Origin of the sequence: Arthrobacter sp. Y-9, assembly GCF_029690065.1 — a bacterium.
Taxonomy (GTDB): domain Bacteria; phylum Actinomycetota; class Actinomycetes; order Actinomycetales; family Micrococcaceae; genus Arthrobacter_E.
This window is the reverse complement of the sequence record NZ_CP121463.1, coordinates 542580-567411: the sequence shown is the minus strand read 5'-3', so window position 1 is coordinate 567411 and position 24832 is coordinate 542580. Positions and strand designations below refer to the sequence as shown.

Genomic DNA, 24832 nt, shown 5'->3' with positions numbered 1-24832 from the left:
AAGAGCGGGTCAGGCGTAGAGACCCTCGAGGTAACGGCCCCACGCGGCGGCGGTGGCTTCGGAATCCCCCGACCCGGAGAAGTCGTGGACCGTCAGGCCGACCACCGAACCGAAATGGTTCCGGCCGAAGAAGCGGTACAGAGCGTCGCCCGTGCGGATGCCGAAGAACCATTCATTGGCATAGTCGAGCTCACCCTTCAGCTCGCCGACCCCGGGCACCGACACGGCGACCTTGTCCCCGGCCTGCGCGTCGGCGATCCCGAAGGACTCCTTGAGCTTGTCGAACGCGTCGGGGGCTCCGGAGGCGGCAGGGCCCTGAACGTCGGTGAACACCACGGGCTGACCGTCGAAGTACTTGAGGTACTGCCCCAGGGTGTGCTGGTAGAAGAGCGTGTGCTTGGACGCGCCGTCGTACTGCTGGTCCCAGTCGTCCGTGAAGACGCCGCTGTGCACATAGCGGATCCGGGACTTGCCGCCCGGCAGCGCCTCGATGGTGTTCTCCAGCTGATTGAACCACCCGTCCGGGCCGTCCATCCTCGAGATCACATGCGTGGGGTACTCCTTGACGGGGTACTCGGCGGGCCACTGGTCCGTCGGGAACATCCAGGCGGCGGTGGCGTCATTGATCGCCTCCCACACCCGCTCCGGCGTGGCCTCCACCTCGGTGGTGGCTTCGATGCGGAATTCGCGGTTCTCACTCATGGTCCTACTCCTTGTCCGGGGTGTCGGTGATGTCATGCTCCGGCGTGGCGACCTGCCCGCCGGCCTTCAGTTCGGGGTGCAGCGCGAGCACCAGGCGGTGCCTGCGCGCGCCGGGGGCGCCGGCGTCGTGATACTTCTCCACGAGGGAGTCGACGACGGCGGAGAGCTCCTGCGCGAACTCCGCACGGTCGCGGGCGCTGGCGAAGCTGAGCTCGGCGTCGATCGCGAAGGTCGCCAACGGCTTCCGCGCCGCGACGGCTCCCGCGATCAGCTTGCCCACCTCCTGGACGAGCCGGCCCGCGAGGGCCAGCATCCAGAAGGCGGAGAAGCGGTCGGTGTACTTCTCGGGCTTCGGCGCCATGGACGCCAGGGCCAGTGGCGAGATCAGGTACGAGCCGGCACTGGCCTGCATGACCCGCTCGGTCATGTTGCCCTTGCGCCGCTCCTCCACCAGCTCCACGAGACCGGCCGATTCGAGCGCCTTCAGGTGGTAGTTCACCTTCTGCCGAGGCGCTCCGATCCGCCCGGCGACCGTGGCCGCCGAGGCGGGTTCCACGAGCGCTTCCAGGATCCGCGAGCGCATCGGGTCCAGCGAGACCTCCGCGACCTGGGGATCCTCGATCACTTCGATGTCCTTCATGACTCCAGGATCTCACCGACAAATTTTATTGTCAAGGACATTTTTCCCTCCAACCATCGACTGCTCCATAGGATGCGTTTCCGGGCCGGAATCGGCGGAAAGCGGCATCCTGTGGAGCAGTCGATCAGAGGGGAGGGCGGCCGGGGAAGACGCAGGGCTCAGAGCGCTTCGGCGACCTCGACCAGGAGTCCCTCGGGGCCGCGGAGGTAGGCCAGCAGGAAGACGTCCTGGTAATTGACCAGTTCGCGCACCAGACCGTAGCCCGCGGCCTCGGCGCGCGCCACGACGTCGCGCACGTCACCCACCTGATAGCAGATATGGCTGAAGCCGTAGGTGTTCACCGGGCGGCCGTCCGAGTCGCCTTCGGCGGGCGGCGTGATGAACCGGGTGAGTTCGAGCTTCCCCTCACCGCCGCCGGGCGGCCGGACCATCGCCATCTCCACCTGGGTCCCGTCGAGCCCGTTGACCCGGTCCGCCCAGGGGCCGCCGACCTCGGCACGGCCCTCCACCTCGAATCCCAGCGCCTCGAAGAATGCGATGGCGCCTTCCAGATCCCGCACGGTCACACCGACATGGTCCAGCCTGAAAGTGGTCATGGCGCCAGCCTACGCCCGGGGCCGCGCGTCGGGGACCCCCCCGGAATGAGCCACCCGTGAGGGTCGAGAGTGCACTTTCTCGGGGTTCCGCGCCCCGGAAGCCCGAGAAAGTGCAAGGTCACGCGACAGCCGGACCGGCCGAGCCGAGCAACGGGCCGACTAAACTGTCCCGGTGATGAAATCCCCCTTGCCGGTCCGCGACGGCGTCAACGCCACCCGCCTGCGTCTGCCGCACGACGGCCCGTGGGAGACCGCGCTGGACTACATGCAGCACCGCTGGGGTCACATCGATCCGCAGGGGATCCTGGACCGCTTCGACGCCGGGGAGATCGTCGGCGAGACCGGCGCTCCCCTGGACCGCACCACTCCCCTCCGCGACCACACCTTCATCTGGTACTACCGCACGCTGCCACCCGAGGAGCGGCTGCCGGTCGAGCTCTCGATCCTGCACCAGGACGGCGATCTGCTCGTCGTCGACAAGCCGCACTTCCTGCCCACGACGCCCGGCGGCACCTACATCCAGGAGTCAGCCCTGGTCAGGCTGCGGAAACTGCTCGACATCCCGGACCTCATCCCCATGCACCGCCTCGACCGCATGACGGCGGGCGTGCTGCTGTTCTCCACCAATCCGGAGACGCGCGGGAAGTATCAGGTCCTCTTCGAGAAGCGGAAGGTGCAGAAGGAGTACGAGTGCGTGTCCGCCGTCGTCCCCGAAAACGGCTTCGCGGACCCGGAATTCCCGGCTCTCGTCCGCAACCGCATGACGAAGTCCCGCGATTACCTGCTGGCCCAGGTCGTCGACGGTGAGCCGAACACGGAGACGCGCATCGAACGGGTGGAGATCATCGAGCCGCCACACCGGACGGCAGCGCACGACGACGCCGTCCACCCCCGCGGGCGCGCCCTCTACCGCCTGGAGCCGCACACCGGGAAGACGCATCAGCTCCGCGTGCACATGGCGTCGCTGGGGCTGGGGATCCTGAACGACCCCTTCTATCCGGTCCTCCTGGACAATGCCCCGGACGACTACGACCGTCCGCTCCAGCTCCTGGCCCGCGGGATCCGCTTCGTCGATCCGCTGTCCGGCAAGCCCGTGGAGTACCGGAGCGAGCTGACGCTGTCGGAGGCGCGGCGGGGCTGACGCCCCGCGGCCCTCACTGAGCAGGACGAACGCGCCGCACCTCAACCCCGCCGACGGCGCGCGATCTCCTCGGCGAGCGCCTGCACCTGGCCAGGGTCGGCGTCGCGGGCGAGAGCGACGTAGTGGTCCATCACGGTAGGCCGGTAGCGCACGGGCATCGTCTGCCCCGGGGCCAGCCGGGTGAGCTCCGTGATGCTCAGGTCTTCATCGGCGATGCCGCGGAACGCGAGCCCGTCAGCTGTCTCCACGTCGAACAGGAGCACGACGCGGGGCCGGCCCTCGCCGCCCACTTCGCGCCAATCGACCAGGACACCGAGGGCGAGCGGACCGCTGCGCAGTTCGGCGGTGCGTTTCCGTGCCTCGCCGCTCAGATAGGGGTTCGGCGCGACACCCGGGAATGCCGGACCGACGCCGAGAGCTTCCCGGCTCAGATCAGGCCTGAGCGCCTCGACCAGGTCTTCAAGCTTCCTCTTCCGCGAACCGAACATGCCGTCCCTCCTCACCGCGGGCCGAATGCCGGCCGGATCTGACCCCTTACCGGGATTCTACGGTCCGGCAGGTTCGGTCCGGCCAGCCTCAGCTCAGTAGTTCGCGAATCGGCCGGCCACGCCCATGCCGATCCCCAGCACCCAGAGCACGCCGAACCCGACACCGATCCAGCCGAGGACCTTGCCCGCCGTCGCCGTCACGCCGAGCGCCTCGGCCCGGCCGGCCTGTACGATCGCCACCGCCCCGAAGACGATCCCCAGGACGAACAGGCCCACCACCCCGAACACCGTGGCCTGTGTGCGGTGCCCGACGCCCTGCAGATACGCCGTCTGACTCTCGACCGTCAGCTGCCCGTCCCGCAGACGATCCAGATACGCCGCGTCCTGGTTGGGCCGCGAGCCCGCGACCACCGCCAGGATGACGAGCGCGGCCACCACCGCCAGCGTCAGGACGATGATGAGCAGAACCGGCCATGGCCCGTCGAACAGTCTTCCCATGGAAATACCCCCAAAGATCTCCGTACGAATGATCCGCACCAGCGGACGTGCCCACTGTACCGGCCCTTCGCCACGGCGTCCCGGCCCCACTCCGGCCCCACCCCGGGTCCGCGTGACGTACCTTGTTGCCATGGACTTCTCCGATCCCGCCACGTGGAGCACCGCGCTCTACTGGTGGATCGTCCCCCTGGTGATGGCGGACACCGTCTTCCCGCCGCTGCCGTCCGAGGCCCTCGTGGTGGCGGCGGGTGCTCTCGCGGCCGAGGGGCACTGCTCACTGCCGCTCGCGCTGGCCCTCGCCACGCTCGGGTCATTCCTGGGCGAGCTCGCGGTGTTCCTGCTGTTCAAACGACGGCTCGCGCACCTCATGGACCGGTGGAGCCTCACCTCGAGAATCCATGCGGGCATCCGCCGCGCGCTGGAACGCGCCGGCAGGACCCCCACGTACGGCGTGATCATCGGGCTGCGATTCCTGCCGGGCGGCCGACTGGTCCTGTCCGCCGGCTCCGGGATCGCGGACATCCCCACCCGCACGTTCGTGGCGTGTTCGCTGCTGGGCAGTGTGCTGTGGGCGACGTGGACCATCGGCCTCGGCTTCGTCACCGGGCAGACCACCCGCCTGCCGTTCTGGGTCAGCTCACTGCTGGGCCTCGCGGTGGGTGTGCTGGTGGGCGGGGTGCTGGGCATCGTGGTCACCCGCCGCCGTCGTCGCGCTTCCTGACTGGCACGGACACGACGACGGCGCAGTACGACGACGGCCGACACGACGACGGCGCGGGGCCCGGTCTCCCGGTCCCCGCGCCGCCCGGCGCGGTGCGGACTCAGCCCGTGTTGCGCAGGCCGGCGGCCACGCCGTTGATCGTGATGAGCATGGCGCGCTGCAGGGTCTCGGCGATCTCCGACTCCCCGGAGCCCGCCTCCTCCCGGACGCGGCGCAGCAGCTCGACCTGGAGGTAGCTGATCGGGTCCAGGTACTGATCGCGGACGCGCAGGGACCGCTGCAGCGTGGGCTGGGCCTCGAGAAGCTCCGACTCACCCGTCAGGCGCTCCACTTCCTCGACCGTCAGCGCGTGCTCGGCACGGATGGCGTCGAAGAGGCGGTGCAGTTCCTCCGGCACCAGGGTGCCGACATAGTGGCTCGCGATGTCCATGTCCGTCTTGGCCAGGGTCATCTCGACGTTGGACAGCACCGAGGCGAAGAAGTTCCAGCGCTCGGCCATCTCCCGGAGCTCGTCCTCCAGACCGGCTTCCCGGGCCGCCTTCAGGCCTGAGCCCACACCGAACCAGCCGGGCACGATCTGACGGGACTGGGTCCAGCCGAACACCCACGGGATGGCCCGCAGCCCACCCAGACCGGCCCCGGAATCGGGTCGCTTGGACGGACGGGATCCGATGTTGAGCTGCCCCAGCTGCTCCACCGGGGTGGAGGCGAGGAAGTACGCGGGCAGATCGGGATCGTCGATCAGCGAGCGGTAGCGGGCGAAGGCTGCGTCGGAGATGACGTCCATGACCTGGCCGTACCGTTCGCGCTCCTCCTCCGTGGTCCGCGGGGCGCGGTGCAGGGCCGAGCCCTGCATGACGGCGGCCAGCGAGAGCTCCAGGTTCTCCCGGGCCAGCTCGGGCAGCGAGTACTTGTCGCTGATGACCTCGCCCTGCTCGGTGAACTTGATCTCGCCTTCCAGGACGCCGTTCGGCTGGGCCAGGATGGCGTCATAGGTGGGTCCGCCGCCACGGCCCACGGAACCGCCGCGACCGTGGAAGAGGCGCAGCCGCACGCCGTGCTTGAGGGCCACATCGCGGAGCTTGCGCTGCGTCTTGTGGATCTCCCACTGACTGGTCATCACGCCGGACTCCTTGTTGGAATCCGAGTAGCCGAGCATGATCTCCTGCACGTCGCCGCGCAGCCGCACGAGTTCGCGGTAGGACGGGTCGGAGAGCAGCTGGTCCACGATCTGCTCCGAGGCCCGCAGCTCGTCCACGGTCTCCAGAAGTGGCGCGAAGCCGATCTTGGCGTACCGGGTCTCGCCGTGCAGCTGGACCAGTCCCGCCTCGCGGGCCAGGACCGCGGGGGCTAGGACGTCGTCCGCGCCACGTGTCATCGAGATGATGTACGTCTCGATCACGTCAGGGCCGTACGCCTTGAGCGCCTGCCGGATGACGCGGAAGACGTTGTACGTGTTGTCCGCGGCGCCGTCCAGCACGATCGGGTGGCCCGAGAGCGGGCGGTGCGACGCCAGTTCGGCCCGCAGCACCTCCCAGCGCTCTTCGCGGGAGAGCTCGGCGTACGGGCCGCTCAGCTCGCCGATGCGGTCGAACAACTGCCCGACGGCGTCGTGGTGGTGGTCCGCGTGTTCGCGGATGTCCAGCGTGGCGAGCTGCAGCCCGATCGAGGCGACCGCGCGCTGCACCCGGGCCAGGGCGCCGTCGGCGGCCAGGGACGCGGAGTGCTCGCGCAGGGAGTCTTCCACGAGGCGCAGATCCGCCAGGATCGCCTCGGTGCTGACGTAGTCACGGCCCGGTTCGTGGGGGCCGCCGTTGGCGATCCGGCGGCCCGTGTTGAGCAGCCGGGCCTTGATGCAGGTCAGCTTGAGGCGGTACGGCTCCTGGGCGTTCAGCTCGAGGACGCGCTTGTCGAGACCGGGCAGCTTCGCCAGGTCCTCCCGGAGCGATTCCTGAAGCGCCTCGCTGGAGCCGGCCAGGGCCGTGGAGTTGGAGAGGACGGAGATGAGCTCGTCCAGGAGGGAGATGGCGATCCGGATCGCGTTCTGGTTCTGGAGCTGGAGGATCTCCCGGGTGACTTCGGCCGTCACATTGGGGTTGCCGTCCCGGTCACCGCCGATCCAGGAACCGAAACGGATCGGGGCCTTCTCGGCGGGCAGGGTGACGCCGTGTTCGGCCAGGAGCTCGCCGAGTTCGGTCATGACTTCCGGCATGGCGCCCGTGAGGATGTTGCCGAGATAGTAGATGGCGTTGCGGGCCTCGTCGATCGGGGTGGGGCGGACCTGGCGCAGTTCGTCGGTCTGCCACATCTGGTCGATGATCTCGGCCAGTCGCCGGTCCTGGCGGCTGCGTGCCGCGGTGCCGTCCTCGGTGGGCTCGGACAGGACATCGGAGAGGGCGCGGAGCTTGTCCAGCACGGAGCGGCGCGAGGCCTCCGTGGGGTGGGCGGTGAACACCGGGCGGACGTCGAGTTCGTTGACCAGGTCCTGGAGGGCCTCGGTGCCGGCGTGTTCGGCGATCTCGGTGACGGCCCGCGCGAGCCAGCCGTCCTTCTCGGCCCGGGAGCGCAGGACGCGGACGCGGTGCACCTGCTCGGCCGCATTCACCAGGTGGAAGTAGAAGGCGAAGGCACGGACCAGGCGCGTGGCCTCCTCGAGCGGCAGGGAGGAGAGCAGTTCGCGGACCTGCTGCGCGACGTCGTCGGCGCTCCACGGCCCGGTGGCGTCACCGACGCCGCGCGCGGCTTCCTTGGACTCCTTGGTCAGCAGGCGCACCTGCTCGACCAGCTTGAGGAGCTCGGGCCCATGCTGGCGCACCAGGGACTGTCCCAGGAGGGTGGAGACCCGGCGCACGTCGGCGCGCAGCTCCGCGGCCAGTTCCTCGCTGGGGTCGGCCGGGTTCGGGACGGCGGAGGGCAGGGGGTTGTTCAACGGCATGGGCGCTTCCTCGGGACAGGGGATGGCCAGTACACGTCGCTGGATACTGAGAGCCAGATCGGCTGGCTGCTGAGCATGTGATCTTAGCCGCAAGCCGCCCCTCAGGGGAACCGTCGGCCGCCGTGCGGACCGTTCAGGAGGCGGTCTGCGGAGCCTTGACGCGGGGCGCGTAGCCGCTGCGCCAGACATAGACGATCGCGAGCAGCACTCCGCCGGCGAGGATCACGGCCCACCAGGGGAAGCCCGGGATGGTCGGAAGAGCGGCGGCCGCTTCCAGGTCCGCGGGCGGCGTCGGGGTGACCCGTTCACCGGTGACGAGGATGCGCTGGGAGTTGATGCCGAGCGGGGTGCAGGTCACCAGGGTGACCAGGTCTTTCCCAGGGACCGCCTGCAACGGCTTGGTCTGGTCGGGATCCACGACTTGGGTGTTGATCACCCGGTAGCTGATCACTTCGCCGCCCACGGAGAGGCTGAACATGTCCCCCTCCTTGACCCGGTCCAGGTCGGTGAACATGGTGGCGTTCGCCAGGCCGCGGTGACCCGTGATGACGGAGTGCGTGCCGGAACCGCCGACAGGCAGCGAAGTGCCCTCCAGGTGGCCCAGGCCCTTGAGCAGGGTCTCGTCCGACGTCCCGTGATAGATCGGCAGGTCGACCCCGATGGACGGGACCATGAGACGTGCCATGACGCCGGTGGCGGGGTCCTTGAGGATCGAGTCGTAGTTCAGCGAGCTGTCGCTGCTCTTGCCTTCGCCGGTGGGCAGGCGCTGATTGGCGTCGAGGACGGCGCCGGAGGCGAGGGCTTTGTTGTAGGCGTGGGCGAGGCGGAGCTGTTCGTTCTCGCGGGCACGGTCGGCGTCCACGGAGGTCGCGCTGTTGGCGATCACGCGGGACTGCTCAAGCTGGGAGAACCAGGAGGCCGCGGTGGGGTACAGGAGCACCGCCATCCCGGCCAGGGCGATGACGGCGACCACCACGGCGGCCACCGGGAGACGCCAGGTGCGGGCGGGGCGGGCAACGCGCCGGCCCCGGGCGGTGCCCGGGGCCGGCGCTGTGCTGGGAGTGTTCATGAACTCACCCGTTGGTGGTGGTCACCGGTCTCAGCGCTGTGCTGCGCGACGGCGGCTGACGACCAGCGCGGCGCCGACGGCGAGCAGGAGCAGGGCGATGCCGGTGACGGTCAGCAGGAGCTGACCCTCGGCGCCGGTGAACGGCAGGGTCACGGCGGGCTGCTGCGTGTTGGCGATCTTCAGCACGACCGGGGCGGTGTCACCGTTGGCCTTGACCGTGACCTGGGTCCACGGATCCTGGGGCAGGGTGTAACCGGCCGGAGCCTGGGTCTCCTTGACCCAGTAGGTCTTGCTGGTGACGTCGTTGTTGCCGACCCAGAGGCTGATGGAGGCCTTGCCGTTGGCGTCGGTCACGAGGGTGCCTACGGGCTGAGCGGCGTCCTTGGCGGTGTAGATCTCGAAGTGAGCGCCGGAGAGGGTCTTGCTCTCGTCCTGCTGGGCGTACTTGAGGATCTGCAGCGGGCCCCAGTTGGTGCTCGGCTTGTTGGTGTCGACCTTGGAGCCGTTGGTGTTCACGGTCGCGGTGTTGGTGATGACGCCGTTGTCGCCCAGGGAGGTGACCTTGGTGGTCACCTTGGCGACGACCGTCTGGCCCGAGGAGAGCTTGGCCACGCCGGCCGGGGTGAAGGTGATGGTGACGAGGCCGTTGGACTCGGTGACGGTGTAATCAGTGCCCGAGGTGAAGCCGTCCACGGTGGCGGAGGTGTAGCTCAGGCGGGAGTCCAGCTGGTCGGTGATGACGAAGGACTTGTAGGTGTCACCGGCTGCCAGGGCCGGCACCGGGGCGTTGATGGTCCAGGTGACCGAGGAGCCCAGGACCGGAGCGACCGGATCGGCCACCTCCTTGGTGGGGGTGGTGGTGTTGATCTTGTTCTTCGGGTACACGTGCACGTCGTAGAGCCAGTTGCCGTTGCTCTGCGGCAGGGGCAGCGTCACCAGGAACGGCTGAGCCGGGGAGATGACGTTGTTGGTGCCCGGGTCGGTTTCGGTGACCAGGTACACGGCCTGCGGCAGGGACTGGGTCACGGAGCCGTCGGCGCCGGTGGTCACGCTGACCGGGGTGCCGAACGCGTAGCCGTTGGCCGCCGTCACGTCGGAGGCCTTGACACCCTGCAGGAGGTCCCAGCCGGCCTGCGTGTGCAGGTCCAGGGCCTGGCCGTTCTTCGAGGTCACCGGGGTGATCTTGAAGGTCACACCGGCCAGGGCGTTGCCGAGCTGCGAGGTGTCGGTCTTCTGGGTGCCGTCACCGGCCGCGCCGGGCGTGCCGTCGTACTTGTGGATCGTCAGCGACGTCGGCGTGGACTCGTTGATGTTGCCTGCGGACGGCGCCGGGGTGTCCGCCTGGGCTGCGGCGGCGCCGCCGACCAGTGCGAGCGCTACGGCGCCGGCCAGTGCGGCGAAGCGCCGTCCCAGACCAAACGTGGAGTGGCCCATGGTGTTGTTGTCCTTTCGGAGGTCACCGGCGGCGTTCGCCGGAGATGCGGGGATGAGGTGTCGAAGGTGGTGGAAGATCATGACGTGGCTGCCCGGCGACGGTGCAGGACGACGGCGGTGACGCCGGCTCCCAGCAGGACGGCGAGCCCGCCGAGGGTGAAGAGGTCCGACCCGGTGCCACCCGTGAGCGGCAGCGTCACGGCCGCTCGCTGCACGTTCTTGAACGCCGTGGTGAACGCGAAATCCTTGCGGTCGGAGGTGAGCGTGAAGCGGTGCGGGGTCGTGTCCAGGACGTAGCCGGCCGGCGCGGACTTCTCCACGAGCGTGTAGTCGCCCAGGTTGAGGCCGGCCAGGTTGAATGCGCCTGCGGCCGGGTCCTTGTCGGCGCCGGTGCAGGACGCCGCGGAGGCGGCGACGCAGTCGGTGATCTCCTGGGTGGCGCCGCCCGGACCGGTCAGGGTCCAGACGGAACCGGCGAGGGCGCGACCGGATTCATCGGCCTTCTTCCAGGTCACGGAACCGGCCTGGTCCTGGTTGGTGATGGTGCAGGTGACGTTCGCGCCGGCCGCGACAGAGACCGTCTTGCCGTCGGCCGCGAGCGTGCCGCCCTGGCAGGTGATGCCGGCCTGCGCGTAGCCCGCGAGGAGGTCCTCGGAGATGACGTAGGAGCCGGTGGCCACGTAGCGCTTCTGGCCGGTGTTGTAGCTCAGCACGTTCTGGCCCTGGGTCGCCTTGAGGTGACCGTTCCAGTCCGTCGCGGTGCGGGTTCCGCCGTGCGTGTTCTGGACGTTCTTGATCACGGTCAGCGTCTGGCAGGTGACGGTGTTGGTCACCTGGTAGACGTTCTCCGTGCCCGGGAGCTTCACGGTGGTGGGCTGCCCGATGGCCTGGGTGCCGTTGACACCCGGCCCGGAGATGGTGGCGGAACTGAGCGTGCAGCCGGGGAACGCGTTCGGGTCGATGACGGTGGTCTCACCGATGCCGACGCTCTGGCCGATCGTGAAGCCGGTGCGGCGCTGGCCCCACGTGACGGAGCCGGTGCCGGTGCCACCGGGGGTGAGCGACGGCGTCGCCGAGATCCCGGCGGGCTGCTGGCCGTCGGCGTAGCTCTTGCCGTCCACGACCCAGGTCTTGTTGACCGTCACCGCGGCGGAGCGCGGCGAGTTGACGATCCGGCACAGGATCTCCTGGCCGGTGACCGGGATGGTGACGGAGCCGGAGGTCCCGGTGCCGGAGACCGCGGGGGTCATCGGCTGGCCGTCGACGGTGCACTGGTAACTGCTGGTGTAGCCGGAGAGGTTCGTGCCGCCGGCGCCGGTCTCGGCGAAGTTCACGGTGGTGCCGCGGACGGCGGGCAGCGGGCCCACCCGCTGGGACTGGACACCCGTGGCTGTGCCCGTGGTGGTCGCGGTGCCCAGAGTGGTGGAGCCCTGGGTCAGGCTCAGAGCGAACTGGTCGGTGTCATTCACACGCCCCTGCACGTCCTTCTCCAGCGTGATGGTCGCCGGGGAGGAGCAGGAGGCCAGGTCGGTGCCGGAGTAGCCGGAGGTCGAGGACGCCACGACCGTGGCGTTGGTCCAGTTCGGCATGTCGTAGGACGTGACCGTGTTGCCGGTGCCGAGGTAGGCCTTGCCGGAGGCGTCGAAGGCCACACCGTTCACGTTCGCGTTCGTCGTGAAGGAGTTCGACGTCGACGACGGGATGGTGCCGCCCGTGCCGGCCGCGAGGTTGGCGGCGGTCACGGAGAAGACGGTGGTGGTGCTACCGACGCCGCGCACCACGAAAAGGTTGCCGGCGGCGTCGAACGCCATGTCACCGTTGGAAGCGGAGGCCGCGTTGGTGGAGGTGTCCAGCGTGCCCATGAAGGTGAAGCGGGGCGAGCTGCCCGGGTTGTACCGCCAGAGGTAGTACTGCGTGCCGTTGCCGGAGAAGCCGCCGAAGTAGTACGAGCCCGTCTTGAGGTCCACGGCTCCGGCCACGAGCTGGCCGTTGTAACCGTCCAGCGAGGTGTTGTAGGCGTCACCCGTGTTGGTCCAGGTCAGGCCGACCGGGTCGAAGGAGAACATGGTGGCGGTGCGGCCGCCGTTCGTGCGCTCGTACGCCAGGACGGGGGAACCGCCTGTGCCGATGCCGAGGCCGTTGAAGCTGGAGACGCCGCTGGCACGGGAGCCGATCGAGGTCACGGTGCCGGCGGTGACCTGCTGGAGCTGGCCGTTCGCCGAGACGCCGTACACGACCCCGGCGGTGCACTGGATGAGCGAAGCGGTGGGTGCGGCGGGCACGGAACGAGGCGCCGGGGCAGTGAGAGCCTGCGCGGGCGCGGCTCCGCTCACCACGGCGCCTGCGATCAGCGCACACAGCAGCGCCAGGCGCACGATCAGTGGACGTCTTCTCCCGGCTGGTGGGTTTCCAGGCCGAAACGGCACGAACATCAGACTCTCCTTAGGGCGGGTACAGCGTCGGGCGACAGGGGGATCTCGGGTTCCGGCTGGGTTTCCGGCGCGGCTTCAGCCAGGAAGATCTCCTCAAGCGGGAGTTCCCTGTGGCATTCGCAGCGGCAGACCAGGCAGGCGTCGTGCATCCCGTCCCGGCAGTCGAAGGTCATGTACTTCGGCAGCCCGGCTGCGGTCCCTGCTCGGTCGGAGCGCGGACGCGAAGCACGACGCCCCGTGGTGAGGGCCTCGCGCAGTGCACGCAAGATCCAGATCACGCCCGTCCTTCCCTGTGGCATCAGCGCTCCACCGAGCCCAGGGCGGCCGCCCCTTTCGCCTGTTCATGGTCCTAGTGAGGGGTCTGACGGATTCGTGACGAGAAAAATGCAGACTTTCAGCACAAATTTTCGTGTCGTGCAAGTCACATAAAAGAATGGCGAAAAATATCGCCGTTTTCGCGACACGATCCGCAGGTTCGGCCCACTTAATGCGCTTGCACGCGCGTCGCCGCTGGCGTCCCCAGGAACTGTTCAGCGGGTCACCACGGCCCGTGCCGCTCCAGGGGTCGGTGGAAGATCCCCGGACGGCCGACAGCACGACGACGGCGGGCGGGGAGCGCGAAAAGGACCGCCAGGAAGGGGCTGCGGCAGCGGGAGCAGTGAGCCGGACACCGGCCGGAATCCGCAGGAAGGGGCGTCTGCGACGACGGTCTGCGGACACGAAAAATGCGGGTGCCGGCTATGCCGCCGCAGCGGCGATCTTAGGGAACGCCGGCACCCGCATCCCATGCTCCGAGCCGCATCAGCTCAGCGCACGGAAGTCTCGGTCCAGGAGCAGAACGAGACCTGCATCGGGGACCACGACCAGACCGTGGTCCCCGACACCTATGGAGAGCACCGTCGGACGGAATCGTGACGCGACGACGTCACGGGAGGAAACATGACGGCCGTGAAAGGGCCGGGGCGCGGAGGCCGACGGTTCAGACGGGGCCGGGTCTGTCGCCGGGGCTGCGGCCGTCCCCGGACCGCCGCCCGTGCGACGCGGAGCGGCGGCCTGCGAGCCCGACGACCAGCAACGCGACCGCGACCAGAACTCCACTCGCCCCGAGCCACCACCAGAGGGTGGTCTCGAGACCGAGAAGAGAGACCTGCCAGTCGCGGCAATACGACTTCGAGGTGTCCTGCGCGTCGACGCAGATGCCCGCACCGGCCACCGGCGCGAAGACGATGAACGCGATCACGAGCGCGCCGAGGACCGTCCAGATCAGGGCCTTCGTCCGCGTTCGCATGCGCTCACTCTACGCCGCGGAGGACGCGAGGGCGCGGGCCGGTTCGGCCTGGATCGTCAGGGTGTTACCGGCGCCGGCCGGGCGGGCGTCAGAGTGCGGTGATGCTCAGAACGTGCCGATCACGGGGCACTGCCACCAGGGGAACAGAGGGCACGGCGTGGTCGTCGGGGAAGGTGTGCTCGTCGTCGACGACGGTTCCGGGGACACCGGAGCAGTCGAGGTCGTCGAGTCCGTGGGAACCGGCGTCGTCACCGAATCCGTCGGGACCGGGGTCGTCGTCGTTTCCGTCGGCGTCGACACGGTCGTCGGACCCGAGGTCTCCGTCGGCGTGGCAGTCCCGGTCGGAGTGGCGGTGCCCGTCGGCGTCGTGGAACTGCTGGGCGTCGTGGTGGCACTCGGCGTTGCGCTCTTGCTCGGCGACGGCGAGGTGCTGCCGGTCGCGGAGGGCGTGGGAGTGGGCGTGAGCGCGGGAGGAGCGGGGAGCAGCGGCGCGAGGAGCTGCGGGAAGTCCGAGGGGCTCGGCTCCGCGTTCGGTGCTGGAGCCGCCGGTTTCGCTTCCGTCGACTTCGTCGCCGCGGACTTCTTGGACACCGGCGGCTTCACGGGAGGCTGCGCCACAGGCGCCTGCGACCCGGCAGGCCCGGCGGGCTGGCCCTGAGGCGCGGACTGCTGGGTCGCCGGAGACTGCCAGGCGGCCAGCACGGAAGGAGCCATCACGAGTCCGACCGCGACGACCGCGATCCCCGCCACGGCCGCGCCGATGCCGAGTGCGCCCGCGCCGGCCAGCGCACCGCCCGCGGCGCCGCCACCCGCGGCTCCACCGCTGGCAGCACCTCCGCTCGCGCCACCACTCGCGGCTCCGCCGGCTCCGCCTGCGGCCGCGGTTCCACTGAGCACACCGGCGCCCACACCACCGGTGGCGCCGACGAGGGATCCCAGGACGGCGGTCTGACCCGCCGCGGTGAGCCACCACGCGGCGGGGCCCACACCGATGATCAGCGGCAGCAGGACGGCCTTGATGGTAGCGCGCACATCACCGAGCTCGACCATGATGGCGGTGCACTTGGCACACGTCTCCAGGTGATCGCGGACCTTGCGTTCGGCGCCACGCGGCAGGCTGCCCCGGACGTAACCGCCCAGCTTGTCACGGTACGGCTTGCACTCCTCCGGGACGTCGCCCGTGACGTGGGCCTGCAGATATTCACGGCGGAGCGCGTCCCGGGCGCGGACACCCAGGGCGGAGACGGCGTTGGGGGCCAGGCCCATGATCGGCGCGACGGCGGCAGGCTTCTGCCCCTCGACGTCGAGGTACCAGATGACCTCCTGCCAGCGCTCCGGGAGAGCGCGAAAGGCGGTGGCCGCGGCGTGGCTCTCGAATTCCATCAGCGTGGGGTCGTCAGGGGTCTCCAGGCGGTCCAGCTGCTGCTCGTCGGCCGTGGGGATGGCGCGCCCTGCACTGCGATTGCGGGCATAGGCGGTCCGGCGGACCACCTGGAGCAGGTAGGCACGGAAGAAGGTGTCCGGGCCGTCACCTGAACGGAGCTTGTCCAGGACCGCATGGAAGGAGTCGGCGACGACGTCTTCCGCGTCGGCGTAGTTGTCGACGGACTGGCGGGCGATGGAGAGTGCCAGAGGGGCGTGACGCTCATAGAGCACGCCGAAAGCATCCTGGTCCCCTTCGCGGACCCGGAGACACAGGTCCCCGTCACTCAACTGGGTGTCGTCTGACACGCCATACCCCCTCCGTTGCACCGCGTTCCCCTCCGAAACGCTCCCCATAGAAGAGAAGTAGTCTTGGAGTGCAGATCGTGACGCCGGATCTTCTGACTTTTTTAAATTGTGACACTTCACACGAAAGTGGGAAGTCGCGTCACGATGTGCCAGATGTGCACACTCAATTTTACGTTAGACATGCACGATCAGCACTGGACGGGAAGGTGGGGCCATCATGCACCCGACGCCGGGTATGGAGAACCAGGACCACCTGTCCTGGCGCGAGCTGGTGGAGACCTGGCGCGCCGCCAGCCTCGGCGCCGGCTGGCGACATACCGGGGACTGGGATCTGGCTCCGGTGGAGTCCATCGCCCAGCAGCTGCTGACGGATGCACGGCTGTCCTCCGAATCCAGCGCCAGCCTGGGAGTCGCCCGGGCCTGGGCCGGCGTCGGCGCCCGTGAGGTCCTGTTGGATCTCAAGGCGCTCTACACCTCCATGGGCCAGGAGCTCGATCTGGACGCGACGGCCTGCGCCATCGACGCCTGGGCCGAGACCAGTCACGACACCGCTGAACTCGGATGCCTGGACGTCGCCACCGGCCTTTACACGCCCGCCCACTTCCGGCACACCGTGGGCGAGATGCTCGCCGCCGAGTCCGGCCCGGTGCTGGTGACCTCGTTCGCCCTGCGCCACAACTGCCCGGCGGCCCCGCTGAGCTGGACCCTGCTCGCGGAGCTCGGCGATGCGGTGAGCCAGGCGCTCGGCCCGGGATTCTGCGCGGCCCACATCTCCGGCACCGTGATGGTCGCCGGCCGCGACGACGAGAACTCGCTGCACCGCCTCCAGGAGTGCCGTCAGGCCCTGGAGTCCCTGCGCGACGGCGCCCTGATGCCGGTGTCCGTGTCCCAGGAGGAGGCGTCGCGGAGCGCCTTCGCCGGGGCTCCCGGAATCACGGTGAAAAAAATCTCCGGCATCGCGTCACGATTCGAGGGCTGACCCCACTCAGTAGTCGGGAGGTCCCGAGGCACGCCCCCCATCGTCTCGGGGCCGGGCGCCGTGGTTCACGCCACGGCGCCCTCCTCTTTTAATCGATGTGCCCTGTTCCTGGCGGTCGGGCCCGGCGGCGGCGCCCGGGAATGAGCCGTGGCACGGCATGGTTAGGTGGAGTGAGTTCTCGACCAGGAGGAACCATGAACCCCGCAGCCACCCCGTCACCGACCGGCACCGCCACACAGCAGGCCGCCGTCGACCCTCAGGAAGCCCGCTGGCTCCGCTTCCGGGACAACCGCAACGCCGCCCTGGCCACCTCCCACGGCTGGCTCACGCTCACGTCGCTGCAGTGGCTTCCGGACACCCCGACCGCGCTGGACGGCGTCCCCGGGCTGTGGTGGACCGACGGGACCACCGCCTGGCTGCGCGCCACCGAGGAGGACGGCCTGCGAGCCCTCTCCCCCGACGACGGCGAGTCCGGCGCCCCGGGCGCTGACGGTGAGCGGGAGGACGGCGTCGTCGTCGGCACGCTGAGCGCGCGGCTGAACGATGAGGAGTCGCTCGACTGGGTGGGCTTCGGAGGACCGGACGGCACCCGTGTGCTCGTGGAGCTGACGGTCCGGGGCGGGCGGTATGCGATCCGCACCCGCGACGACGCCTCCCCCGTCTACACCGGCTTCCAGGGCGTCCCGGTGTTCGACTACCGTCCCGAACTCGTGGTGACCGCGCGGTTCGAACCGTACCCCGAACCGCGTGCCGTGCCGATCGCCACCGCCAACCCGCACGTGACGAGCGTGCACCACTCGGTGGGCGAGGTCGTCTTCACGCTGCCCGGTTCGGACACGGAACACCGCCTCCAGGCCGAGGAGGAGAAGCTCGGCGCTCTGACCATCACCTTCCATGACGCGAGCAACGGGGACACCACCGACGAGTGGCGCAAGGTCTCCACGGCCCGGCCGCGGCCGGACGGCACCGTGGTGATCGACTTCAACCGCGCCATCAACTACCCGAGCGCCTTCACCGACTTCGGCACGTGCCCGGCCCCGGTCCCCGGCAACGCGATCACCTCGGCCGTGGAGGCCGGGGAGCGGAAGGCTCGCTGACAGACGGCCGGCCGAGGGAAAACCAGCCGAGGGCCGGCGCGCTGTGCGCCGCTCTCAGTGGATGGCCGAGACCCCGGTGATCTCCCGGCCCACGATCAGGGTGTTCACTTCGTAGCTGCCCTCGTAGGTGTAGATGGCCTCCGCATCGGCGAAGACCTTGGCGGCGCCGTAACCGGTGACGATCCCGTTGCCGCCCAGCACCGCCCGGGCATGAGCGACGGACTCCCGCATGGCCGTGGTGACGTGGGCCTTCGCGAGCGACACCTGGGGCATGCCCGCGAGGCCCTGCTCGTCGAGCTGGGCGATCCGCGTCATCATGGTGGCGCCGGAGACGGCGTTCCCGAGGATCTTCACCAGACGGTCCTGCACCATCTGGAACGAGGCGATCGGCTTGCCGAACTGTTCCCGGCGGACAGCGTAGGAACGGGCGACGTCGAAGGCGGCGAGCTGCTGCCCCACAGCCTGCCACGCGACCAGCACGCGGGAGCCGCGGAGGAGCTCATTGGTGTCGGCGAAGCTCGAGATCCCGGCGAAGCGGTCCGCTTCGGACACGCGGACGTCCCGCAGCTCGATGTCCGCGTTCTGCACCGTCCGGAGGGCCGTCTTGCCCTCGATCCGGGTGCGGGTCAGGCCCGGGAGGTCCCCGGCCACGATGAATCCCCGGACCGCCCCGTCAGCGCCGGGCGTCCGGTCCCGCGCCCAGAGCAGCATGTGGTCACAGAACGTACCGTTGCCAATCCAGCGCTTGGATCCGTTCAGCACCCATTCGCCACCGTGCCGCACCGCCGTCGTGGACAGCCCGCGGGCGATGTCCGAGCCATGCTCCGGCTCCGTGAGCGCGAAGGCGCCGGTGGTGCGGAGGGAAGCGGCGTCGTCGAGCAGGCGGTCCTTCTGGTCCCGGGACCCGAAGCGGTGCAGGGACTCGACGAAGAGGTCGTGGTGGACCATGAAGAAGGTGCCGAGGGAGACATCCGCCCGGCTCAGCTCCGCGATGAGCAGGCCCATGAAGAGGTGACTGTACCCGCGGCGCGTGGGGGTGTTGATCTCCAGGGCGGCGAGTTTGGGCAGGAGTTCGAAAGGGAACTCGGCGGCGTCCCACCAGGCGGCGGCGTAGGGCTTCACCTCGGCGTCCAGGAAATCACGCACCTCGGCGAGCTTGGCCCGCTCTTTGTCACTCAGTAGGTCTTCGACGCCGTAGAAATCGGCGGTGGGCAGTTCCAGGGTCATGGGACAGCCTTCCCGACGCCCCGTGGTCAACCGGGCGCCTGTGCCGGTGCCGGGACCTTGATGCGGGCCCGGCAAGCTGGTGATCAACCGCATCGACGTCCGGCCGAATGAGGCCATTGCGTTAATGCATGTTAACTACATCACATTCCGGGCCGGGTATGAAACGGCCTGGACGGACTCCTTGCCGGGCCAGCCGCTAGGCTCGGGACATGGACGCACAGCAACGCGCGGCGGAGGCGGCCCGCTCCGTGATCGCCCGCCACGGCCGACGCCTCGCAGGCCTTCCCGGGACCCATCTGGGACGGATCAAGGCGCCCAGCCGTGCCTTCAGCGAACTCGGCGTCTGGCACTACTGGTGGCAGGCGCATTACGTGGACGCTCTGGTCGACGCAGCCCTGCGTGAACAGGATCCGGACGGCCGGAAGGCGGCCCTCGCCCGGCGCGTCATCCGCTCCATCCGCCTCCACAACGTCTTCCGCTACGTGAACTCGTACACCGATGACATGGCCTGGCTCGCCCTGGCCGCTCAGCGGCTCCAGGCCCTCGATCCCGGGGCGCGCCACGCCCGCGGCCTCGACGCGCTCCAGCGGACGCTGAACCGCCGGCTGGTGCTGGCCAGCACGGACGAGCTGGGCGGCGGCAGCTTCTGGAGTTCGGCCCGGGACTTCAAGAACACCCCGGCCACCGCGCCCGTCTCCCTGTACTTCGCCCGAAGCGGCGACACGGTCCGCGCCCGGGCCCTGGTCGAATGGCTCCGCGAGCGCCTGCTGGATCCGGACACGGGCCTGTTCCTCGACGGCATCCACCTCCAGCCGGACGGGAGCACCACCGTGGCCCGGGAGGTGTACTCCTACAATCAGGGGCCGGTCCTGGGGTCCTATCTGGAGCTCGGAACCCCGGATGACCTGCGCCATGCCGAGGAGCTGATCCAGGCCGTGGCGGACCGGCTCACGCACCCCGGCGGCGCTCTGCAGACCCACGGCCCCGGCGACGGCGCGCTCTTCACCGGGATCCTCGCGCGCTACCTCGCCCTGGCGGCCCGGGACGAACGCTTGGCCCCCACGGCACGTTCCACCGCTTCGGCACTCGTCACGACGACGGCGGACGCGTTCTGGGCGGGCCGGCAGGACTCGGGCGAGGGCTGGGTCTTCCCGCGGGAGACCGCCGGGGCGCATGACCCCGACCGGCTGGACGGCGCCTCACCCCCGGACGGCGCCTCGCTTCTGAACGGCACGGTGGAATTCGCCGCGCAGCTTCAGGCCTGGATGACCCTCGAAGCCGCCGCGAGTCTCACGCCTGCCCGACAGGTCCGTTCGTAGGCTCCTCGGGCGCTTCGGCTTTCACCGCCGGCCTCCGGCTGAGCAGCAGGTCCCCCACCATGACCGCGGCGATGAACACCAGGGAGAGCCCGGCCGAAGCCAGCACATCCGTGAGCCAGTGGTATCCGAGATACAGGCGGGTGAACGCCACCAGGGCCGTGAACGCCACCGCGAGGACCGCTCCGAGCGCGAAGGCGTTCCGGCGCGCGGAATGAGCGGCCAGGAGATACGCCAGGGACCCGGCGAAGACGGCCGTCCCCAGGGTGTGACCCGAGGGGAACGAGTAGGACTGGTCGATGGTCAGCATCATCTGGAGCGGGTCCGGGCGGGCCCGGCTCAATTCGTGCTTGATGAGTGTCGACGCCAGCACCGCGAGGGTCATCGCACCCATCAGGAGGACCGGCCGGCGCCACTCCCGGAAGAGGATCATCCAGCCGAATCCGGTGATCGCCGTGATGACGGTCATCCAGCTCGGTCCGGTCAGCGTGGTGATGAACGCGAGGACGGCCGTGGCCACCGGGGTCCTGAGCGAGATCGCCCAGTCATGCACAGGCACATCCGCGGTGCCCACGAAGACGTGGTCCAGGTAACTGACCATCATCAGGACGAACCAGGCCGCACCGAACACCGCGAATGCCGCGGCGAGCCACCGGACCCGTTCGGGACGGACCGTCAGGGGCGGACTGGGGCGCAGGCGGAGACTGGTCATCCGACCAAGCTAGCGATCCCACCTGGGGGAACACCCGGAACGAACCCCACCACCGGCGCCACCCGCTTCGTCAATGCACCCCGCCCGCTTGGCGCAGTCGCTCCCTCGGCGCACCCGCTTCCTCAGCGCAGCCGGGGCGGCACGTTCCCCACAGACCGCGCCCGCTCCCCCGCCGCCCGGGTCTGGGCCGGGGTCTCCCCGATCACCTTGCGGTAACTGCGACTGAAATGCGCCTGGTCGGAGAACCCGAGCCGGTGCGCCAGGTCCGGCAGGGAGGCCGCGGCATCGGCGTAGAGCACCGTGGCCGCCTCCTGCAGGCGGCGGCAGTTGATGAGCCACTTCGGCGCCACCCCCACGTGATCCTTGACGAGCCGATCGAGGGACCGGACCGGCAGGCCCGCGGCCCGGGCGAGCTCGTCGACCCGGAGCATGTCCGGGTCCTCCTCCGCCAGGCGGCACACCTCGTTGCAGAGCCGCATCCGCTCGTCGACGCGCTCCGCGAACGGGGCCAGCCACTCCGCGAGCGCCGCGTGGAGCGGGGCGGGGCCGGCGTCGTCGTCCTCCATCGCGGCGCGGACCGCGTCCACCGGAGCGCCGGCGAGAGGCACCACGCGGCCCACCAGGGCGGCCGGTGACCCAGCGCTGAAAAGCCGTGTCGCGGCGGGGCGGAGGAGCAGGCCGAGCGCCCAGGACTCGCCCTCGAGATCCTGCGTCGCGACGGCCGTCCCGAGCCCCGACAGCACCGCGCCGTCCGGCCCGAAGACCACGTTCGACGCCGGGTAGCTCAGCACGCGCTGCCGCTGGACTGCGCCGTCCGGGAGGGACCACCGGACGCGCCAGAGGTGCCGCACCACGTCCTCCGTGCCGGCAGGCGGGGCGAAGCGGTCCAGGCGGACGCCTGCCGCCCCGGGGTTGAGATGTCCTTTGGAAGAGATCACTGTTCCATTCTCCCCGTGTCGCGGATCACAGACCCTTGCCGGAATTATTGCAGAGTATGTAAAGTTGCAGAGTCTGCAAACTTGTCGCCGAATCCGGCACACACTTCCCCAGAACCCTTCACCGAAAGTCCTGGTCTCTTTCATGTCCACAAGCACTGCTCACGCAGCATCTGCCGAGGCCCAGCAACCCGGCTCAGGCAATCCCGTCATGACGCACCGCCAGATCCTTCTGGTCATCTACGCGCTCATGGCCGGAATGTTCCTCTCCTCCCTGGACCAGACGATCGTCGGCACGGCCATCCGCACCATCGGCGATGACCTCCACGGGCTGGACCAGCAGGCCTGGGTGACCACGGCCTACCTGATCACCTCCACCATCTCGACGCCGATCTACGGCAAGCTCTCGGACATCTTCGGCCGCCGCCCGCTCTACCTCTTCGGTCTGGGCGTCTTCCTGGTCGGCTCGCTGCTCTCCTCGTTCTCGGACTCCATGCTCATGCTGGCCGCCTTCCGCGGCTTCCAGGGCATCGGCGCCGGCGCCCTCATGTCGATCCCGCTGGCCATCATGGGTGACATCCTGGCTCCCCGCGAGCGCGCCAAGTACCAGGGGTACTTCCTGGCCGTCTTCGCCGTCTCCTCCGTGGTCGGCCCGCTGATCGGCGGCGTGTTCGCCGACGCCGACCAGATCCTGTGGATCGCCGGCTGGCGCTGGGTGTTCCTCATCAACGTCCCGATCGGCCTCGCGGCCCTCGCCATGGTCCTCGCCTTCCTGCACCTGCCCAAGTTCCATGAGCACGGCAAGGTCAGGATCGACTGGTGGGGCGCGACGGCGGTCATCGTCACCTTGGTCCCGCTCCTCCTCGTGGCCGAACAGGGCCGCGAATGGGGCTGGGGCTCCGCGGGCTCCATCGCCTGCTACGTGATCGGCGCCGTGGGTCTCGCGGCCTTCATCATCATCGAATCGATCATGAAGTCGGACGCGATCATCCCGCTGCGGCTCTTCCGCTCCGGCACATTCTCCATGGCCACGGTCCTCGGTTTCCTGGTGGGCTTCGCGATGTTCGGCGCCATGCTGACCCTCCCGCTGTACCTCCAGCTGGTCACGGGCCTGACGCCCACCGAATCCGGCTTCGCCACGCTGCCCATGGTCGCGGGCCTCATGATCGCGTCGATCGTGTCCGGCCAGCTGATCGCGAAGACCGGCAAGTACCGTATCTTCCCGATCACCGGCACCTTCGCCACCGCGTGCGGCTACCTGGTGCTGACGTTCATGACCATCGACAAGCCGCTCTGGTTCCTCATGATCGGCATGTTCCTGATCGGTCTCGGCCTCGGCCAGCTCATGCAGACCCTGACGCTCGCGTCGCAGAACTCGGTGGAGCCCCGGGACATGGGTGTGGCGACCAGCTCGTCCACCTTCTTCCGCCAGATCGGTGGCACCTTGGGCACCGCGGTGCTGCTCTCGGTGCTGTTCGCCGTGATGCCGAACAACATCACCACGGCCATGCAGAACGAAAACGATCTGAAGGCCTCCCTGGACGCCGCGCTCACCCCGTCCGTGGCGACCGCCCCGGCGAACAAGGGCGTCATGGATCAGCTGTGGAACCCGATCGTGAACCCGGTCAAGGACGAGCTCCAGAAGGGCCTCGACCAGGGCACGGCCGCCGCGAAGAAGGCCGCGGACGACGCAGTGACCCAGCAGGTGACCGCCGCCGTTCAGGCCAAGGTCACGGCGGGTCAGCTTCCCGCGGAGGCCGCGCCGGCCATCATCGATCAGCAGGTCGCCGCCGCGAAGCCGGCCGCCGAGCAGAAGGCCCTGGAGGCCGCGGCACGGCAGGCGAACGCCGCCGTCGTGAACGGCAAGCTCGCCATCGACTTCAGCGACGCCGGCCAGCGGCAGGCCGTGGTGGACAAGCTGGCGCCGACCATGATCGATAAGCTGAAGGAACAGAAGTCGGAGAACGGCGGCAGCGCGTCGACCTCGGACACCTCGTACCTCAAGGGTGCCGATCCGCGCCTGACCCGTCAGTTCATGACCGGGTTCAACACCTCCGCGGTCAGCATCTACTGGGTGGGCCTGGGAGTGATCCTCCTGGCGTTCATCCTCAGCTGGTTCTTCAAGGTGCCGCCGCTGCGCCAGCGTTCGGCTCTGCAGGAACAGGCCGATAAGAACACGGCCGCCCAGCTCGCCGAGAGCTGAGCGGCGCCAGGACTGAACCGTGCTCCGGCCCCGGGACCACCCGGGGCCGGAGCACGGGCAGACCAGAGGAAGCATCCATGACCCCCATGACGTCCGGAACAGACACCGTCCACGGTTCCCTGCGGGAACGCAAGAAGCAGCAGACCCGGCAGGCGATCCATGATGCCGCGCGGGCGCTGGTGCTCGAAGAGGGGCTGGCGCAGGTGACGATCGCGGACATCTGCGCCCGGGCGGGGATCTCGGAACGGACCTTCTTCAACTACTTCCCGTCCAAGGCGGCCGCTTCCCTGGGCCTGCCGAGCAAGCCGCTCTCCGAGGCCCGCACGCGCCTGTTCCTGGACAGCGACGGGCCGATCATCGACGACCTCTGCCACCTCATCGGCAGTCTCTCCACCGGCCCGGACAGTGTCCCGCGCCTGAAGAAACTCGTGGACAACGAACCCGAGCTCATGGCCGCCGTGCACCACTGGATGTCGGGGCTGCGGGCGGAGATCATCGCCCTGGCCGAGCAGAAGACCACTCCGCTGCGGGCCCGCGCCGCCACCTCCCTGGTGTTCGCGGCGCTGTTCCTGCATTCGGACAGCAGCCACGCCGGGATCGAGGACCGGCCGTCGGCCGAGGATCTCCTGGCCATGATCAAGGTCCTGGCCGAGGTGGCGCAGGGGCACTGAGCCCCGGGGCGGCCCTC

Annotated in this window: 22 protein-coding genes; 7 read left to right on the top strand and 15 right to left on the bottom strand. The window is 69.3% G+C overall.

Features of this window, described 5'->3' with window-relative positions; all coding sequences use genetic code 11:
- Window positions 1-9: 9 nt before the first annotated feature.
- The 3 genes from P9849_RS02520 to P9849_RS02510 all read right to left on the bottom strand — a co-directional run bounded on the left by P9849_RS02520 (window position 10) and on the right by P9849_RS02510 (window position 1938).
- Window positions 10-702 carry an SRPBCC domain-containing protein gene (locus P9849_RS02520; protein WP_278268154.1) on the bottom strand — a complete coding sequence of 231 codons (693 nt, stop codon included), beginning with the start codon at window positions 700-702 and terminating at the stop codon, window positions 10-12.
- 4 nt (window positions 703-706) lie between these two features.
- Window positions 707-1342: a helix-turn-helix domain-containing protein gene (locus P9849_RS02515; RefSeq protein WP_278268153.1), complete on the bottom strand. Its 636-nt coding sequence runs from the start codon at window positions 1340-1342 to the stop codon at window positions 707-709.
- A gap of 158 nt (window positions 1343-1500) precedes the next feature.
- Entirely contained in the window at window positions 1501-1938 is a 438-nt protein-coding gene (locus P9849_RS02510; RefSeq protein ID WP_278268152.1) for a VOC family protein, read from the bottom strand.
- Window positions 1939-2113: 175 nt separating this feature from the next.
- On the opposite strand from P9849_RS02510, the gene P9849_RS02505 reads away from it, so the two are divergent.
- A complete protein-coding gene (locus P9849_RS02505; protein ID WP_278269072.1) occupies window positions 2114-3079 on the top strand; it encodes an RluA family pseudouridine synthase in 966 nt (321 codons plus the stop codon).
- 41 nt (window positions 3080-3120) lie between these two features.
- On the opposite strand, the gene P9849_RS02500 is transcribed toward P9849_RS02505, so the two are convergent.
- Window positions 3121-3567 (bottom strand): hypothetical protein, encoded by a 447-nt coding sequence (locus tag P9849_RS02500; protein ID WP_278268151.1) that lies wholly within the window; start codon window positions 3565-3567, stop codon window positions 3121-3123.
- A gap of 93 nt (window positions 3568-3660) precedes the next feature.
- Window positions 3661-4065, bottom strand: a complete 405-nt coding sequence (locus P9849_RS02495; RefSeq protein WP_278268150.1) for a hypothetical protein — start codon at window positions 4063-4065, stop codon at window positions 3661-3663.
- Window positions 4066-4195: 130 nt separating this feature from the next.
- Here P9849_RS02495 and P9849_RS02490 point away from each other — a divergent pair, with 130 nt between their 5' ends.
- Window positions 4196-4786 (top strand): VTT domain-containing protein, encoded by a 591-nt coding sequence (locus P9849_RS02490; protein ID WP_278268149.1) that lies wholly within the window; start codon window positions 4196-4198, stop codon window positions 4784-4786.
- 100 nt (window positions 4787-4886) lie between these two features.
- Here the strand turns inward: P9849_RS02490 and ppc are convergent, their stop codons facing one another.
- From ppc to P9849_RS02455, 7 genes are all read right to left on the bottom strand, one after another.
- Window positions 4887-7721: a phosphoenolpyruvate carboxylase gene (ppc, locus tag P9849_RS02485; RefSeq protein ID WP_278268148.1), complete on the bottom strand. Its 2835-nt coding sequence runs from the start codon at window positions 7719-7721 to the stop codon at window positions 4887-4889.
- A gap of 133 nt (window positions 7722-7854) precedes the next feature.
- Entirely contained in the window at window positions 7855-8790 is a 936-nt protein-coding gene (locus tag P9849_RS02480; protein ID WP_278268147.1) for a class C sortase, read from the bottom strand.
- Between the two features lie 30 nt (window positions 8791-8820).
- On the bottom strand, window positions 8821-10224 hold the full coding sequence (locus P9849_RS02475) for a SpaH/EbpB family LPXTG-anchored major pilin (protein ID WP_278268146.1): 1404 nt from the start codon (window positions 10222-10224) through the stop codon (window positions 8821-8823).
- A gap of 77 nt (window positions 10225-10301) precedes the next feature.
- Window positions 10302-12599, bottom strand: a complete 2298-nt coding sequence (locus P9849_RS02470) for a SpaA isopeptide-forming pilin-related protein (RefSeq protein ID WP_278268145.1) — start codon at window positions 12597-12599, stop codon at window positions 10302-10304.
- A gap of 56 nt (window positions 12600-12655) precedes the next feature.
- Window positions 12656-12934: a hypothetical protein gene (locus tag P9849_RS02465; RefSeq protein ID WP_278268143.1), complete on the bottom strand. Its 279-nt coding sequence runs from the start codon at window positions 12932-12934 to the stop codon at window positions 12656-12658.
- 701 nt (window positions 12935-13635) lie between these two features.
- A complete protein-coding gene (locus P9849_RS02460) occupies window positions 13636-13944 on the bottom strand; it encodes a hypothetical protein (RefSeq protein WP_278268142.1) in 309 nt (102 codons plus the stop codon).
- A gap of 105 nt (window positions 13945-14049) precedes the next feature.
- Window positions 14050-15675, bottom strand: a complete 1626-nt coding sequence (locus P9849_RS02455) for a sigma-70 family RNA polymerase sigma factor (RefSeq protein ID WP_278268141.1) — start codon at window positions 15673-15675, stop codon at window positions 14050-14052.
- A gap of 217 nt (window positions 15676-15892) precedes the next feature.
- Between P9849_RS02455 and P9849_RS02450 the strand changes: the two genes are divergently transcribed.
- Both P9849_RS02450 and P9849_RS02445 read left to right on the top strand, forming a co-directional pair.
- Complete coding sequence (locus P9849_RS02450; protein WP_278268140.1) at window positions 15893-16654, top strand: hypothetical protein; 762 nt, start codon at window positions 15893-15895, stop codon at window positions 16652-16654.
- Window positions 16655-16848: 194 nt separating this feature from the next.
- Window positions 16849-17751: a DUF1684 domain-containing protein gene (locus P9849_RS02445; protein ID WP_278268139.1), complete on the top strand. Its 903-nt coding sequence runs from the start codon at window positions 16849-16851 to the stop codon at window positions 17749-17751.
- A gap of 54 nt (window positions 17752-17805) precedes the next feature.
- Here the strand turns inward: P9849_RS02445 and P9849_RS02440 are convergent, their stop codons facing one another.
- On the bottom strand, window positions 17806-18978 hold the full coding sequence (locus P9849_RS02440) for an acyl-CoA dehydrogenase family protein (RefSeq protein ID WP_278268138.1): 1173 nt from the start codon (window positions 18976-18978) through the stop codon (window positions 17806-17808).
- Window positions 18979-19187: 209 nt separating this feature from the next.
- Here P9849_RS02440 and P9849_RS02435 point away from each other — a divergent pair, with 209 nt between their 5' ends.
- Window positions 19188-20297: a glycoside hydrolase family 76 protein gene (locus P9849_RS02435; RefSeq protein ID WP_278268137.1), complete on the top strand. Its 1110-nt coding sequence runs from the start codon at window positions 19188-19190 to the stop codon at window positions 20295-20297.
- Here P9849_RS02435 and P9849_RS02430 read toward each other — a convergent pair.
- On the bottom strand, window positions 20269-21006 hold the full coding sequence (locus P9849_RS02430; RefSeq protein ID WP_278268136.1) for a phosphatase PAP2 family protein: 738 nt from the start codon (window positions 21004-21006) through the stop codon (window positions 20269-20271). The genes P9849_RS02435 and P9849_RS02430 overlap by 29 nt on opposite strands.
- Before the next feature lie 122 nt (window positions 21007-21128).
- Window positions 21129-21944, bottom strand: coding sequence for a helix-turn-helix domain-containing protein (locus tag P9849_RS02425; protein ID WP_278268135.1), 816 nt, complete (start codon window positions 21942-21944; stop codon window positions 21129-21131).
- Window positions 21945-22152: 208 nt separating this feature from the next.
- Here P9849_RS02425 and P9849_RS02420 point away from each other — a divergent pair, with 208 nt between their 5' ends.
- Together P9849_RS02420 and P9849_RS02415 are read left to right on the top strand one after the other, a co-directional pair.
- Window positions 22153-24144 (top strand): MDR family MFS transporter, encoded by a 1992-nt coding sequence (locus tag P9849_RS02420; RefSeq protein ID WP_278268134.1) that lies wholly within the window; start codon window positions 22153-22155, stop codon window positions 24142-24144.
- 77 nt (window positions 24145-24221) lie between these two features.
- The gene (locus P9849_RS02415; protein WP_278268133.1) at window positions 24222-24815 is read left to right on the top strand and encodes a TetR family transcriptional regulator; all 594 of its coding nucleotides are present in this window, start codon (window positions 24222-24224) and stop codon (window positions 24813-24815) included.
- The last annotated feature ends 17 nt before the right edge of the window (window positions 24816-24832 follow it).

Bases quoted from the DNA above. Each gene is read 5' to 3' on its own strand.
- P9849_RS02520 (WP_278268154.1), bottom strand. From the start codon at position 702: ATGAGTGAGAACCGCGAATTCCGCATCGAAGCCACCACCGAGGTGGAG.
- P9849_RS02515 (WP_278268153.1), bottom strand. From the start codon at position 1,342: ATGAAGGACATCGAAGTGATCGAGGATCCCCAGGTCGCGGAGGTCTCG.
- P9849_RS02510 (WP_278268152.1), bottom strand. From the start codon at position 1,938: ATGACCACTTTCAGGCTGGACCATGTCGGTGTGACCGTGCGGGATCTG.
- P9849_RS02505 (WP_278269072.1), top strand. From the start codon at position 2,114: ATGAAATCCCCCTTGCCGGTCCGCGACGGCGTCAACGCCACCCGCCTG.
- P9849_RS02500 (WP_278268151.1), bottom strand. From the start codon at position 3,567: ATGTTCGGTTCGCGGAAGAGGAAGCTTGAAGACCTGGTCGAGGCGCTC.
- P9849_RS02495 (WP_278268150.1), bottom strand. From the start codon at position 4,065: ATGGGAAGACTGTTCGACGGGCCATGGCCGGTTCTGCTCATCATCGTC.
- P9849_RS02490 (WP_278268149.1), top strand. From the start codon at position 4,196: ATGGACTTCTCCGATCCCGCCACGTGGAGCACCGCGCTCTACTGGTGG.
- ppc (WP_278268148.1), bottom strand. From the start codon at position 7,721: ATGCCGTTGAACAACCCCCTGCCCTCCGCCGTCCCGAACCCGGCCGAC.
- P9849_RS02480 (WP_278268147.1), bottom strand. From the start codon at position 8,790: ATGAACACTCCCAGCACAGCGCCGGCCCCGGGCACCGCCCGGGGCCGG.
- P9849_RS02475 (WP_278268146.1), bottom strand. From the start codon at position 10,224: ATGGGCCACTCCACGTTTGGTCTGGGACGGCGCTTCGCCGCACTGGCC.
- P9849_RS02460 (WP_278268142.1), bottom strand. From the start codon at position 13,944: ATGCGAACGCGGACGAAGGCCCTGATCTGGACGGTCCTCGGCGCGCTC.
- P9849_RS02450 (WP_278268140.1), top strand. From the start codon at position 15,893: ATGCACCCGACGCCGGGTATGGAGAACCAGGACCACCTGTCCTGGCGC.
- P9849_RS02445 (WP_278268139.1), top strand. From the start codon at position 16,849: ATGAACCCCGCAGCCACCCCGTCACCGACCGGCACCGCCACACAGCAG.
- P9849_RS02440 (WP_278268138.1), bottom strand. From the start codon at position 18,978: ATGACCCTGGAACTGCCCACCGCCGATTTCTACGGCGTCGAAGACCTA.
- P9849_RS02435 (WP_278268137.1), top strand. From the start codon at position 19,188: ATGGACGCACAGCAACGCGCGGCGGAGGCGGCCCGCTCCGTGATCGCC.
- P9849_RS02430 (WP_278268136.1), bottom strand. From the start codon at position 21,006: ATGACCAGTCTCCGCCTGCGCCCCAGTCCGCCCCTGACGGTCCGTCCC.
- P9849_RS02420 (WP_278268134.1), top strand. From the start codon at position 22,153: ATGACGCACCGCCAGATCCTTCTGGTCATCTACGCGCTCATGGCCGGA.
- P9849_RS02415 (WP_278268133.1), top strand. From the start codon at position 24,222: ATGACCCCCATGACGTCCGGAACAGACACCGTCCACGGTTCCCTGCGG.